Origin of the sequence: Streptomyces sp. NPDC087859 (assembly GCF_044742595.1) — a bacterium.
Lineage (GTDB): Bacteria > Actinomycetota > Actinomycetes > Streptomycetales > Streptomycetaceae > Streptomyces > Streptomyces canus_F.
The window spans coordinates 67,492-80,704 of record NZ_JBIUUU010000014.1 but is presented as its reverse complement, the minus strand read 5'-3'; the positions used below and the strand labels follow the sequence as shown (position 1 = coordinate 80,704).

General features: G+C 68.9%; 11 protein-coding genes. 6 read left to right on the top strand and 5 right to left on the bottom strand.

Features of this window, described 5'->3' with window-relative positions:
* Positions 1-66: 66 nt before the first annotated feature.
* The 3 genes from ACIOHP_RS32090 to ACIOHP_RS32080 all read left to right on the top strand — a co-directional run bounded on the left by ACIOHP_RS32090 (position 67) and on the right by ACIOHP_RS32080 (position 2,683).
* Positions 67-702: a DUF6230 family protein gene (locus ACIOHP_RS32090; RefSeq protein WP_361479264.1), complete on the top strand. Its 636-nt coding sequence runs from the start codon at positions 67-69 to the stop codon at positions 700-702.
* Between the two features lie 117 nt (positions 703-819).
* On the top strand, positions 820-1,389 hold the full coding sequence (locus ACIOHP_RS32085; protein ID WP_361542025.1) for a DUF6114 domain-containing protein: 570 nt from the start codon (positions 820-822) through the stop codon (positions 1,387-1,389).
* Complete coding sequence (locus tag ACIOHP_RS32080) at positions 1,379-2,683, top strand: hypothetical protein (protein WP_401893079.1); 1,305 nt, start codon at positions 1,379-1,381, stop codon at positions 2,681-2,683. Before ACIOHP_RS32085 ends, ACIOHP_RS32080 begins: the two co-directional genes overlap by 11 nt.
* A gap of 126 nt (positions 2,684-2,809) precedes the next feature.
* Here ACIOHP_RS32080 and pyk read toward each other — a convergent pair whose 3' ends face one another.
* The 3 genes from pyk to pta form a co-directional block, all read right to left on the bottom strand.
* Positions 2,810-4,234, bottom strand: a complete 1,425-nt coding sequence (gene pyk, locus ACIOHP_RS32075; RefSeq protein WP_361542019.1) for a pyruvate kinase — start codon at positions 4,232-4,234, stop codon at positions 2,810-2,812.
* Between the two features lie 82 nt (positions 4,235-4,316).
* Entirely contained in the window at positions 4,317-5,540 is a 1,224-nt protein-coding gene (locus ACIOHP_RS32070; protein WP_401893077.1) for an acetate kinase, read from the bottom strand.
* A complete protein-coding gene (gene pta / locus ACIOHP_RS32065) occupies positions 5,537-7,630 on the bottom strand; it encodes a phosphate acetyltransferase (protein ID WP_401893075.1) in 2,094 nt (697 codons plus the stop codon). The genes ACIOHP_RS32070 and pta overlap by 4 nt, the downstream gene beginning before the upstream one ends.
* A gap of 182 nt (positions 7,631-7,812) precedes the next feature.
* On the opposite strand from pta, the gene ACIOHP_RS32060 reads away from it, so the two are divergent.
* Entirely contained in the window at positions 7,813-8,838 is a 1,026-nt protein-coding gene (locus ACIOHP_RS32060) for an ATP-dependent 6-phosphofructokinase (RefSeq protein ID WP_361542010.1), read from the top strand.
* 19 nt (positions 8,839-8,857) lie between these two features.
* Here ACIOHP_RS32060 and ACIOHP_RS32055 read toward each other — a convergent pair whose 3' ends face one another.
* Positions 8,858-9,571: a helix-turn-helix transcriptional regulator gene (locus ACIOHP_RS32055; protein WP_361542008.1), complete on the bottom strand. Its 714-nt coding sequence runs from the start codon at positions 9,569-9,571 to the stop codon at positions 8,858-8,860.
* 175 nt (positions 9,572-9,746) lie between these two features.
* On the opposite strand from ACIOHP_RS32055, the gene ACIOHP_RS32050 reads away from it, so the two are divergent.
* Both ACIOHP_RS32050 and ACIOHP_RS32045 read left to right on the top strand, forming a co-directional pair.
* Positions 9,747-10,211 carry a PPOX class F420-dependent oxidoreductase gene (locus tag ACIOHP_RS32050; protein ID WP_361479240.1) on the top strand — a complete coding sequence of 155 codons (465 nt, stop codon included), beginning with the start codon at positions 9,747-9,749 and terminating at the stop codon, positions 10,209-10,211.
* A 64-nt stretch (positions 10,212-10,275) separates the two neighbouring features.
* Positions 10,276-12,393: a tetratricopeptide repeat protein gene (locus tag ACIOHP_RS32045; RefSeq protein ID WP_401893070.1), complete on the top strand. Its 2,118-nt coding sequence runs from the start codon at positions 10,276-10,278 to the stop codon at positions 12,391-12,393.
* On the opposite strand, the gene ACIOHP_RS32040 is transcribed toward ACIOHP_RS32045, so the two are convergent.
* Positions 12,383-13,210: a carbohydrate ABC transporter permease gene (locus ACIOHP_RS32040; protein ID WP_401893067.1), complete on the bottom strand. Its 828-nt coding sequence runs from the start codon at positions 13,208-13,210 to the stop codon at positions 12,383-12,385. The two genes, ACIOHP_RS32045 and ACIOHP_RS32040, sit on opposite strands and share 11 nt — an antisense overlap.
* Positions 13,211-13,213 lie beyond the last annotated feature (3 nt).

Genomic DNA, 13,213 nt, shown 5'->3' with positions numbered 1-13,213 from the left:
GGCTGAGCCGTCATGTTCGACAGATGCAGTCAGGGCCAGGAGATGTACGTCCGAGAAGGAGGAAATATGGAGTCCCAGGTGCGTGGCGGGACCAGATGGAAGCGGTTCGCCGTCGTGATGGTGCCCAGCGTGGCCGCCACGGCTGCGATAGGTGTCGCCCTCGCGCAGGGCGCTCTCGCCGCGTCGTTCAGTGTGTCGGGCCAGTCGTTCAAGGTCACCGCGGACAAGCTCGTCGGTACGGGCTTCTCCCAGTACGGTGCGCTTGACACGGGTTACACCCTCGACGGCAAGAAGACGGCTCACCCCGTCGCGGTCTCGGCGTTCAAGTCGGCCTCGATCACTGGCATGTGCCAGTCCGTGGTCACGCCGAACATCCCGATCCTCGGTTCCGTCAGCCTCATCCTGAAGGCGGGCGGCGGCGGTACTCCCGTCCAGGCCGAGAACCTGTACATCGACGTCGAAGAGCTCGAGGCCGACGCGACGTTCGAGAACATCGACATCGGTGTGGCCGCCAAGGACGCCAGCAAGGGTCCGGGCATGAAGGGTGGCGCCGAGCAGGCCAACCCCTTCGGCTTCGCCCAGCAGGCCGACAAGGCCACGCTGACCGGCGTGAAGCAGACGGCGTGGGCCACCACTGCCGGAACCTTCAAGCTCAGCGGCCTCAAGATGTCGCTGTCGTCAGGTGTCAAGGAGTGCTACTAAGCACTCGCTGACGGGCGGGGGAGCCGATGGCGCCCCCGCCCGTCCACTGTGAAGCGCGGTTCTTCACGTGCCGTACAACTCACCACCACAGCAACGCCGCACCAGGGAGCTGTATCCATGAGCGCCGAGACTCCTGCCGTACCCGGCCACGACGAGCACTACATCCGGGTCATCAAGCGGAAGTTCCGCGCCTGGCGGGGCGACCGGCCGTTCTGGGCCGGCCTGTTCGTCCTTCTGGGCGGAATCCCCATCGCGTACTTCCCTTACGCACACATCCAGATCGGTCACCTGACCCTCGCGATGGCCACCACCGCGGGCGCCGGGTCGCTGATCATCGGCGTGCTGCTGGTCGTCCTCGGCATCAGCCTCTGGTTCCAGAAGCACGTCCGCACGTTCGCGGGCGTGGCGGCGATCCTGCTGGCCCTGGTGTCCATCCCCGTGTCCAACCTCGGCGGCTTCCTCGTCGGCTTCCTCCTCGCCCTCATCGGCGGAGCGATGGCCGTGGCCTGGGTGCCGGGCGAGCCGCCGGTGCAGGAGCCGGGCCAGGGGGACACCGCGGGTGAGGGCAGCGCCCCCGAGGGTGCGGTTCCCACGCTCTCCAAGGACGCGTACGACGTCGGTGAGCCGAACGATCTGTCAGGAACGAGCCCGGCGAACGGGGCGAACGGGAGGCACAGTGCCGGCTGACGAGGTGACCCACGGGACCGATGTGGAGGGGTCCCGTGCGAGAACCGGGCCACGGCATGCGGCGCCCAAGAAGCCGCTGTTCACCCGCTTCCACATGCCCGCCGGCAAGGCGATAGCCCTGGCGGCGATGCCGACCGCAGTCCTCATGGGGATGGGGTTCACGCCGACGCTCGCCAACGCGGAGGACCAGCCCACCTCCAAGAGCCTGACGGCCGACGAGTACAAGGACTGTGTCGCGGCCCTGGAGGACGGCGCCTCGGCGTCCGCCTCACCGTCGCCGTCGGCCTCCGCCAGTGACTCCGCCGACGACGCGGAGGCGACTCCCTCGGCGTCCGCCTCACCGGGCTCCGGCTCGGGCGGCGACTCCTCGTCGGATTCAGGTTCCGACGACGAGGCCGAGCCCACGCCGTCGGCGTCCGCCAGTTCGTCCTCGGCGAGCTCGAACGACGCCCAGTCCGGTGCCACCGCCACGCCCTCGCCCTCGGCCTCCGAGAGCGACGGGAACGTGCTGGAGGAGATCGGCGACGCCATCGAGGACATCTTCACGGGCGGTGAGAGCGCCTCGCCGTCCGCGAGCGCCAGCCCGACGCCGTCGGCCTCGGCCTCGGCCTCGGAGAGCGCCTCCGACGACAGCAAGGACGACGACGCGTCCGACGCCGTCAAGGACACCACCGGCAAGGTCGCCGACACGGTCGAGGACACCGTGAAGGACACGACCGACGCGGCGTCCAAGGCTGCCGAGGACACCACCAAGGCTGTCGAGAAGGCGGCCGAGGCGGCCACGGCCAGCCCGTCGCCGAGCTCCAGCACGGACGTCGACGACTGCCCGGTCGCCACCGACGCGGAGGGCGGCGTGGACAACGCGGTGCCGCTGCCGGCCGACCCCTGGTACCTGAACGCCAGCTCGCTGCTGCTGAAGGGCGCCGACTACAAGGGCATCGTCAAGGTGCGCACGGCCGACGGCACGGTCAAGGAGGTGCTGAAGTACGTCATCTCCGACGGCACCGACATCGGCGACCTGCACCAGACGGTGAAGGACGAGCAGTCCGGCAAGACCTACCACGTGCAGGCGGCCAAGGGCTCGACCTCCACGATCCGTGACGGCGACACGGTGATGTACACGGAGAGCATCTCGGGCAACCTGCTGGGGCTGATCCCGGTGACGTTCAGCCCGAAGAGCCCGCCGCCGCTGAACATCCCGCTGATCTACTTCACCAAGGTGACGGTCGTGCAGGCCGGCCAGTTCGGCGGCACCCTGCACGTGCCCGGGCTGCACAACTACACCACCGACTGAGCGCCCCCACAGGCCCGTTCGGGAGCCGCAACACGCCTGAGGGCGCCCCCTGGATCCAGGGGGCGCCCTCAGCGCCGTACACGGGCCTTCTCGGCCGTCGGGGCCCCCGGAGGGGCCCCGGGGGTCCTACTTCTGGCCGCCCAGGTGGTGGACGCGGAGCATGTTGGTGGTGCCGGGGATGCCGGGGGGCGAGCCGGCGGTGATGATGACGATCTCGCCCGGGTTGAAGCGGTTGATCTTCGCGATCTCCTGGTCGACCATGTCGACCATTTCGTCGGTGCTGTTCACGAACGGCACGACGTGCGACTCGACGCCCCAGCTGAGCGTCAGCTGGTTGCGGGTGCTCTCGTCGGTGGTGAAGGCGACGATCGGCTGGACCGCGCGGTAGCGCGACAGACGACGGGCGGTGTCGCCGGACTGGGTGAAGGCCACCAGACCCCGGCCGCCCAGGAAGTCCGCGATCTCGCACGCGGCACGTGCGATCGAACCGCCCTGCGTGCGCGGCTTCTTGCCGGGGACGAGCGGCTGCAGGCCCTTGCTGAGCAGCTCCTGCTCGGCCGCGGTGACGATCTTCGACATCGTCTTGACGGTCTCGATCGGGTAGGCGCCCACGCTCGACTCGGCGGACAGCATGACCGCGTCCGCGCCGTCCAGGATCGCGTTGGCCACGTCGGAGGCCTCGGCGCGGGTGGGGCGGGAGTTGGTGATCATCGACTCCATCATCTGGGTCGCCACGATCACCGGCTTGGCGTTGCGGCGGCACAGCTCGATGAGGCGCTTCTGCACCATCGGGACCTTCTCGAGCGGGTATTCGACGGCGAGGTCGCCACGGGCGACCATCACGGCGTCGAACGCCATCACGACGTCCTCCATGTTCTCCACCGCCTGCGGCTTCTCCACCTTGGCGATGACGGGGACCCGGCGGCCCTCCTCGTCCATCACCTTGTGGACGTCGGCCACGTCCTTGGCGTCGCGGACGAAGGACAGCGCGACCATGTCGCAGCCCATGCGCAGCGCGAAGCGGAGGTCCTCGACGTCCTTCTCGGACAGCGCCGGCACGTTCACGGCCGCGCCGGGCAGGTTGATGCCCTTGTGGTCGGAGACGACACCGCCCTCGATGACGATCGCCTTGACCCGGGGGCCCTCGACGTCCAGGACCTTCAGCTCGACGTTGCCGTCGTTGATGAGGATCTGGTCGCCGCGCGAGACGTCGCCCGGCAGGCCCTTGTAGGTGGTCCCGCAGATCTGCTTGTCACCCTGGACGTCCTCGGTCGTGATGACGAACTCGTCACCGCGCTCCAGCTCCACCGGGCCCTCGGCGAAGGTCTCCAGGCGGATCTTGGGGCCCTGGAGGTCGGCGAGGACACCGATGGCCCGGCCGGTCTCCTTGGCGGCGGCACGGACGCGGTCGTACCGCCCCTGGTGCTCGGCGTGCGTGCCGTGGCTGAAGTTGAAGCGGGCCACGTTCATGCCGGCTTCGATCAGGGACACGAGCATTTCGTGGGAGTCGACCGCGGGGCCGAGAGTACAGACGATTTTCGAACGGCGCATGGGGCGATCCTATCGGTTTGTTTCGCTACGGAATATTCCGTCTGGTGGAAGATACAAATGGGCGCCTATCTGCTCAGGCGTGTTACTGACGTGTATTACTTCCGACCAGCGCGTAGGTCTGTGTGGCGATCTCCAGTTCTTCGTCGGTGGGCACGACGGCCACGGCCACGCGCGCGTTCTCCGGGGAGATCAGCCGCGGTTCGTCGCTCCGTACGGCGTTGAGCTCGCTGTCCACCGTGAGGCCCAGCTCCTCCAGGCCCGACACCGCAGCCTCCCGCACCGGACTCGCGTTTTCCCCGACGCCCGCTGTGAAGGCGACCGCGTCCACCCGGCCCAGCACCGCGTAATAGGCGCCTATGTACTTCTTCAAACGGTGAATGTAGATGTCGAAGGCGAGTTGCGCCTGTTCGTCACCCTCGTCCACGCGGCGGCGGATCTCCCGCATGTCGTTGTCCCCGCACAGTCCGATCAAGCCGCTCTTCTTGTTGAGAAGAGTGTCGATCTCGTCCGTGGACATTCCGCCAACACGCGTCAAATGGAAGATGACGGCCGGATCCACGTCTCCGGAGCGCGTACCCATCACGAGCCCCTCCAAAGGCGTCAGCCCCATGGAGGTGTCCACGCACCGGCCCTTCTCGACCGCCGAGGCCGAGGCCCCGTTGCCCAGGTGCAGCACGATGACGTTGACCTCCTCCGGCGCCTTGCCCAGCAGCTTCGCCGTGGCCCGGGCGACGTACGCGTGCGAGGTGCCGTGGAAGCCGTAGCGCCGGATGCGGTGCTCGTCGGCGGTGGCGACGTCGATCGCGTACCGGGCGGCCGACTCCGGCATCGTCGTGTGGAAGGCGGTGTCGAAGACGGCGACCTGGGGCAGGTCGGGGCGCAGCGCCTGGGCCGTGCGGATGCCGGTCAGGTTGGCCGGGTTGTGCAGCGGGGCGACCGGGATCAGCCGCTCGATCTCGGCGAGCACGGCGTCGTCGATGACGGTGGGCGCGGTGAAGGACTGCCCGCCGTGCACCACCCGGTGCCCGATGGCGGCCAGCTCGGGGGAGTCGAGGCCGAGCCCGTCCTTGGCCAGTTCCTCCGATACGGCCTTCAGGGCGGCCTCGTGGTCGGGGATCGGTCCGGTCCGCTCACGGGAGTCGCCCGTGGTGAGGGGCGTGTGCTTGAGCCGCGAGGACTCCTCGCCGATGCGCTCGACGAGGCCCACCGCGAGCCGGCTGCTGTCGCTCATGTCGAGCAGCTGGTACTTCACCGACGAGGAGCCGGAGTTGAGGACGAGGACACGGGTGCCGCGGGGCGAGCTCACTGCTGGGACGCCTTCTCGGTGGGGGACTGGGCCTGGATCGCCGTGATGGCGACGGTGTTGACGATGTCCTGGACGAGCGCGCCCCGGGACAGGTCGTTGACCGGCTTGCGCAGACCCTGGAGCACCGGGCCGACGGCGATCGCGCCGGCCGAACGCTGCACGGCCTTGTAGGTGTTGTTGCCCGTGTTGAGGTCCGGGAAGATCAGCACCGTCGCCTGCCCGGCCACCTCGGACTCCGGCAGCTTGGTCGCCGCGACGGTGGGCTCGACGGCGGCGTCGTACTGGATCGGCCCCTCGATCCGCAGATCGGGCCGCCGCAGCCGTACCAGCTCGGTCGCCTCGCGCACCTTGTCGACGTCGACGCCGGAGCCGGACGTACCCGTCGAGTACGACAGCATCGCGATCCGCGGGTCCACCCCGAACTGCCCGGCGGTCGCGGCCGCCTGGATGGCGATGTCGGCCAACTGCTCGGCGTTCGGGTCCGGGTTGACCGCGCAGTCGCCGTAGACGAGGACCCGGTCGGCGAGGCACATGAAGAAGACGGACGACACGATGTCGGCGTCCGGCTTGGTCTTGATGATCTCGAAGGCGGGCCGGATGGTCGCGGCGGTGGAGTGCACGGACCCGGAGACCATGCCGTCGGCGAGCCCCTCCTGCACCATCAGCGTCCCGAAGTAGTTCACGTCGGAGACGACGTCGTACGCCAGCTCCACCGTCACGCCCTTGTGGGCGCGCACGGTCGCGTACTTCTCGGCGAAGGAGTCGCGCAGCTCGCTGGTGGCCGGGTCGATCAGCTGGGCGTGGCCGAGGTCGATGCCGAGGTCGGCGGCCTTCTTGCGGATCTGGTCGACGGGGCCGAGCAGGGTGAGTTCGCAGACCCCGCGGCGCAGCAGCACCTCGGCGGCGTGCAGGACGCGGGGCTCGGTGCCCTCGGGCAGCACGACGCGGCGCTTGTCGGAGCGGGCCTGCTCCAGGAGCTTGTGCTCGAACATCATCGGCGTGACGCGGTCGCTGCTCGGTGCCGAGACCCGCTTGAGCAGGTCGCCGCTGTCGATGTACCGCTCGAAGAGGCCGAGCGCGGTCTCCGCCTTGCGGGGCGTGGCCGCGTTCAACTTCCCCTCCAGGGAGAAGAGTTGTTCGGCGGTCGGGAAGCTGTTGCCGGGCACCGAGAGCACCGGGGTGCCGGGGGCGAGGCGGGCGGCGAGGGTGAGGACGTCGTCGTTCGGCACCTCGCCCAGGGTGAGCAGCACACCGGCTATCGGCGGGGTGCCGGCGCTGTGCGCGGCGAGCGAGCCGACGACCAGGTCGGCGCGGTCGCCCGGGGTCACGACGAGACAGCCCGGGGTCAGGGCGCCGAGGAAGTTCGGCAGCATGGCGCCGCCGAAGACGAAGCCGAGCGCGTCCCGGGCGAGCCCCGAGTCGTCGCCGAGCAGCACCTTGGCGCCGAGGGACTGGCCGATCTGCGCTACGGTCGGGGCGGACAGGGCGGGCTCGTCCGGCACGACGTAGCAGGGCACGGGCAGCCGTGAGGAGTCGAGCCGCTCGGCGATGAGGTCCCGGTCCTCGCGGGCGACCCGGTTGGTGACCATGGCGAGGACGTCGCAGCCCAGGCCGTCGTAGGCACGGTAGGCGTTACGGGTCTCGGCGAGCACCGACTCGGCGGGCTGCTTGCGGCCGCCGACGACGGGGATGACGGACGCCCCGAACTCGTTGGCGAGCCGGGCGTTGAGCGAGAGCTCGTCGGGGAGCTGGGTGTCGGCGAAGTCCGTCCCGAGGACGAGGACGACGTCGTAGTCGCGCGCGACGAGGTGGAAGCGGTCGACGAGCGTCGAGACCAGCTCGTCCGTCCCCTGTTCGGCCTGGAGCGTGGACGCCTCGTGGTAGTCCATGCCGTAGACCGTCGCGGGGTCCTGGGAGAGGCGGTAGCGGGCCCGCAGCAACTCGAACAGGCGATCGGGGCTGTGGTGGACGAGGGGCCGGAAGACACCCACCCGGTCGACCTGCCGGGTCAGGAGTTCCATGACCCCCAGCTCGACGACCTGGCGGCCGTCGCCGCGGTCGATTCCGGTCACGTACACACTGCGGGTCACGCGTGCTCTCCGTTCGAAAGAGGGGGCACAAAAATCGCCCACCGAGGTGAGCAGAACCCTCTTGACAATACCTCTCGCGCTGGTTAAGGCGCCCGTCAGGAGTGGAGGCGGCAGTGCGGTGTGGGACGTGAAACAATCGGACTGGCTCACCGATATCAACAGCGAGCAGGAGACACAGCACGATGCGTATCGGAGTTCTCACCGCAGGCGGCGACTGCCCCGGCCTGAACGCAGTGATCCGGTCGGTCGTGCACCGAGCGGTCGACAACTACGGCGACGAGGTCATCGGCTTCGAGGACGGCTACTCCGGCCTGCTGGACGGCCGTTACCGCGGCCTCGACCTCGATAGCGTGAGCGGCATCCTGGCCCGCGGCGGCACCATCCTCGGCTCCTCCCGGCTGGAGCGCGACCGGCTGCGCGAGGCCTGTGAGCGCGCCGAGGACATGGTCGCGGAATTCGGCATCGACGCGCTGATCCCGATCGGCGGCGAAGGCACCCTGACGGCGGCCCGCATGCTGTCCGACGCGGGCCTGCCGGTGGTCGGCGTCCCGAAGACCATCGACAACGACATCTCCTCCACGGACCGCACCTTCGGCTTCGACACGGCCGTCGGCGTCGCGACCGAGGCGATGGACCGCCTCAAGACGACCGCCGAGTCCCACCAGCGGGTGATGGTCGTGGAGGTCATGGGCCGCCACGCGGGCTGGATCGCGCTGGAGTCCGGCATGGCCGCCGGCGCCCACGGCATCTGTCTCCCGGAGCGCCCCTTCGACCCTGCCGACCTGGTCAAGATGGTCGAGGAGCGCTTCTCCCGCGGCAAGAAGTTCGCGGTCATCTGCGTCGCCGAGGGCGCGCACCCCGCCGAGGGCTCCATGGACTACGGCAAGGGCGACATCGACCAGTTCGGTCACGAGCGCTTCCAGGGCATCGGTACGGCGCTGGCGTACGAGCTGGAGCGACGGCTCGGCAAGGAGGCCAAGCCGGTCATCCTGGGCCACGTCCAGCGAGGTGGCGTACCGACGGCGTACGACCGCGTCCTGGCCACCCGCTTCGGGTGGCACGCGGTGGAGGCCGCGCACCGGGGTGAGTTCGGGCGGATGACGGCGCTGCGCGGGACGGACGTCGTGATGGTGCCGCTCGCGGAAGCGGTGACCGAGTTGAAGACGGTGCCGAAGGACCGGATGGACGAGGCGGAGTCGGTCTTCTAGCCCGTGTACGCCGGGACGCCTACCCCGTGACCTTCTGGACGTTCGTCCAGAAGTTGTCGACGATCCGGTCGAGGAAGTCCCGGCCCGAGTGGCTCGAATCGCCTGCCGCGCTGCCTTCTCCCCAGCTCAGCGTGGCGACCATCTGCCCCTGGTACTCCTGGTGCAGTTCCTGGAGGACGTCCTCCAGGAGCCGCCGGTCCAGGGGCACGATCTTGCTCACAGGACGGACGTACGCCTGCCAGCGCGTGGTGACGGCGCTGCGGAGATGCTCGGTCAGCCGTGGCTCGCGGCCCGTGACGGTGACGAAGTCCGGCAGGGACAGGTCCAGCGCCTCGGCGAGGACGGCTGACTGACGGTCGTTGCCGCGCCAGTCGTTGTTCTCCTCCATGCGCAGATAGGCGAGGAGTTCGAGCCCCAGGGCATGGGCGACGTCCTCGGGGGCCAGGCCGCGTCTGATCCGGTGCTCGCGCAGGGTGCGCGGCTTGCCGATGAGTTCGCCGGCCGAACACCACAACACGCCCGCGAGAGCGGTGAGTTCGGGGCTGGTGGGGTTCGTCGCGCCCCGTTCCCACGCAATGACGAGGTCCGGGGTGACGTAGGGCAGTCCGTAGGAGGCCCGCATGCCGTAGGCGACATGTTCGGGGCCCATGTTCAGGGCGGCACGGAGGCGGCGGGCGGCGGGGGCATTGAAGGGAGGGCCTGGCTGGTTCGGAAGGGCTGGGGGTCGGCGCACGGGGCACAACGTAGGGGCGTTGGGCTCCGGTTACTACGGTCTGTTCGGCCAGGATCACGGATTGTAGGAACGTACGGTTCAGGCCCCGGTCAGGGGTGGCCGAAGATCGTCTGTCGGGTGGGCGGGGCGCTCGCGAGGATGGCGCGCAGGGGCTTGATCGGGATTCCGGAAAGGCGTGTGGATCTTCGTGTACGAGGTGAATGGCAAGGTAGAGGGGCATATTCGCGAGCGCTTGCTGGCGCCGAACTTCTGGCACCTCGCGACGGTGGGGGCGGACGGGTCTCCGCAGGTCTCGCCCATGTGGGCGGATCTCGAAGGGGAGTACGTCATGGTCAACACGGCGATCGGGCGGGTGAAGGAGGAGAATCTTCGGCGCAATCCGAACGTTTCGCTGTCGCACCATGACCCCGAGAACCCCTACGACCGGGTGGAGATCCGGGGGCGGGTCGTGCGTTTCGTCGAGGGGGAGGAGGCGGAGCGGTCGATGGACCGGCTTACCCGGAAGTACATCGGGGAGGAGCGGTATCCGTGGTTGCTGGCCGGGGAGCGGCGGGTGATGTTGCTGATCGAGCCGGTGCGGGTGCGGAGGGTTGTGGGGGTGGAGCCGTTCCGTCCCGGGGTGTTGCCTGAAGAGGGTTAGGGGAGGTCGGCGGGGGCGTACCTTGTTGCCACGCGGGTTCGGGGGCGGCACGGGGGTCGGCGTGATGAGCGACGGGTATGGCGGGGACCATGTCGACTTGCGGGACGGGGAGTTCAAAGGGCCCGTCATCGGCAAGGGGAACTTCTATCAGCAGGCTGCCGCACCCACGGCCTTGAACGCGCTGCCCGCGCGGGCAGCGGGGTTCACCGGGCGCGGTGACGAACTGGATGAGCTGCTGCGTGCCTTCGATCCGTCGTCGGAGGGCGCGGCGGGGGCGGTGCCTGTGCTGGTTGCGGCCCTGTCCGGGCTCGGCGGGATCGGCAAGACCACGCTCGCGGTGGAAGCCGCGCACGAGGCGTGTGGGCGCGGGTGGTTTCCGGGCGGGGTGCTCTTTCTGGATCTTCATGGGTACGACGACGATCCGGTGAAGGGGGAGCAGGCGCTGGAGACGTTGCTGCGGGGGCTCGGGGTGGAGCCGGAGCACATTCCGGTGCGGGTGGATGAACGGGGGCCGCTGTATCGGTCGGTGCTTGCCGAGCGTGGGCGGGAGCGGGGTGCGGTGCTGATCCTTGCCGACAATGCCTCTTCGCCGGATCAGGTGCGGCCGCTGCTTCCGGGTGATGGGCGGCATCGTCTGCTGGTCACTTCGCGCGGCAAGCTGCCTCAACTGGGGGCGCGGTTGCTTGCTTTGGACGAGCTGACGCCCGACGAGGCTTACGAGCTTCTCGACCGTGCGTTGCGGATCGCCGATCCGGACGATAGTCGGGTTGTCGATGAAGCGGAGGAAGCCGCGCAGGTTGCCTTGTGGTGTGGGTACTTGCCGCTGGCGCTTCAGATTGCGGCGGCGCTGCTGGTGGTGGACCGGGACAAGGATGTCGCTGAACTTGCTGGGGAGTTAGCTGAGTTGCGCGACCGTCTGGTTCACCTCGACGACGGTGAGCGCAGTGTTCGCGCCGCCTTTGACCTCTCGTACCGGCGTTTGCCAGCTGAGCAGGCCAGGGTGTTGCGGTTGCTTTCCCTAGCCCCAGGGAGCGAGGCGACGATCGAGGTAGTGACTGCGTTGATAGGGGAAGCGACTCCGCCGACTCGGATCTTGGGCGCATTGACTCGTGCTCACCTTGTCGGGCGGGGGAGAGGCCGTCAGCGGTGGCGGTTGCATGACCTGGTGCGGGCGTACGGGGCGGCGGTGGTAGCGGGGGATGCGGACTTGCGGGAAGAGGGCGAGCAGGCGCGGGCGCGGCTGCTGGATTTCTACTGGCGGTGGGCGGATGCGGCGGATAACCGGTTGCAGTGGCTGCCCGGGAAGCCGGAGCCGGAGCGGTTCGCGGACCGCGCGCAGGCGTTGGCCTGGCTGGATGGGGAGCGGGCGGGGCTGGTGGCGGCCGTGCAGTGGGCGGGTGACGATCAGCATGCGCGGCAGGCAGTGTGGCTGGCCGCATGTCTGGAGGAGTATCTGCGGTGGCGGCGGTATTTCAATGACGCGATCGCCGTCGCGTGGACCGCGCGGGAGGCTGCCCACCGGGTCGGGGACCGCGAGGGCGAGGCCGAAGCGTGGACCAGCCTCGGCAGCGCCCTGCACGATGTGGGCCGGATGGACGAGGCGATCGACACCCTCACTCGTGCCCGCGACCTGCACCAAGCCGCAGGTGACCGTCGGCGCGAGGCCAGGGCATGGACCATCCTTGGCGTCGCTCTGGAGGATGTGGGCCGGACGGAGGAAGCGATCTACGCCCTTACCTGTGCCCGCGACCTGTACCAGGCCATAGGGGACCCCCAGGGGGAGGGAATGGCGTTGAACAACCTCGGCCTCGCCCTGCAAGAGGCAGGCCGGGTGGAGGAGGCGATCGACGCCCACATCCGCGCCCGCGACCTGCACCAAACCGTCGGGGGCCGCCACGGGGAGGGCATGGCGTGGCACAACCTCGGCCTCGCCCTGCGGCGAGCGGGCCGGGTGGCGGAGGCGATCGAGGCGTACGGCAAGGACCTGGAGATCTGTCGCGAGTTCGAGGACTGGTACGGGACCGGCGACACCCTCCACAACCTGGCCATCGCCCACAGGGACATCGACCGCCTCACCGAAGCTCGCATCTACTACCTCCAGGCCGCCGACGCCTACGCCCAGGCCAACGCCCTCACCGAAGCCGCCGAAGTCCGAGCCCAAGCCGAAACCCTCACCCCTTGACCGCCCCGCCCAACGCGAACCCCCCACCCAACCGCCGAGCCACCAGCACGTACAACAAGATCACCGGCGTCGAGTAGATGACCGAGAACGCCGCCAGTTGCCCATACGCCACCATCCCCCGGTTCCCGAAGAACTCGTTGATGCTCACCGCTGCCGGCATCTGATCCGGCGTCAGCAGCAGCATGAACGGGACGAAGAAGTTGCCCCACATCATCACGAACGAGAAGACCGTCACGACCGCCACCCCCGGCCCCATCAGCGGCAGCACGATCCGCACCAGCGACTGCAACGACGACGCCCCGTCCGTCCAGGCCGCCTCCTCCAGTTCCCTCGGTACGCCGTCCATGAAGTTCTTCATCAGCCATATCGCGAACGGCAGTTGAGAAGCCGCGAAGAAGAGGATCGTGCCCTGGAGGGTGTCGATCAGGTTCACCTGGACGAACAGCGCGTACACCGGGACCATGATCGCGGTGATCGGCAGGCTCGTGGCGAACAGGATCGTGAGCAGGAAAGGTCGATTCAACCGAGACCGGAACCGCGACAGCGGATACGCCGCCAGCGCCGCGCACACCACCGTCAGCAGCGTGCCGCCACCGCACAGCAGCAGACTGTTCAGCAGTGGCGTGAATGTGATCTCCGGGGTCAGGACCGCGTCGAAGTGGGACAGGGTCACACCGTCGGGGAGCTTCACACGGAGGTTCGCGTCCGGGTCCACCGAGGACAGGAGCACCCACGCCAGCGGGAGCATGAACGCGGCGGCCACCACCAGGAGGCCAGCGTCGGCGGCCAGGCGGCGGGTGGTTCTGCGGGATGCCATCGG

Excerpts from the sequence above, each read along its gene's own strand:
- ACIOHP_RS32090 (WP_361479264.1), top strand. The coding sequence starts at position 67 with ATGGAGTCCCAGGTGCGTGGCGGGACCAGATGGAAGCGGTTCGCCGTC.
- ACIOHP_RS32085 (WP_361542025.1), top strand. The coding sequence starts at position 820 with ATGAGCGCCGAGACTCCTGCCGTACCCGGCCACGACGAGCACTACATC.
- pyk (WP_361542019.1), bottom strand. The coding sequence starts at position 4,234 with ATGCGCCGTTCGAAAATCGTCTGTACTCTCGGCCCCGCGGTCGACTCC.
- ACIOHP_RS32060 (WP_361542010.1), top strand. The coding sequence starts at position 7,813 with ATGCGTATCGGAGTTCTCACCGCAGGCGGCGACTGCCCCGGCCTGAAC.
- ACIOHP_RS32045 (WP_401893070.1), top strand. The coding sequence starts at position 10,276 with ATGAGCGACGGGTATGGCGGGGACCATGTCGACTTGCGGGACGGGGAG.
- ACIOHP_RS32040 (WP_401893067.1), bottom strand. The coding sequence starts at position 13,210 with ATGGCATCCCGCAGAACCACCCGCCGCCTGGCCGCCGACGCTGGCCTC.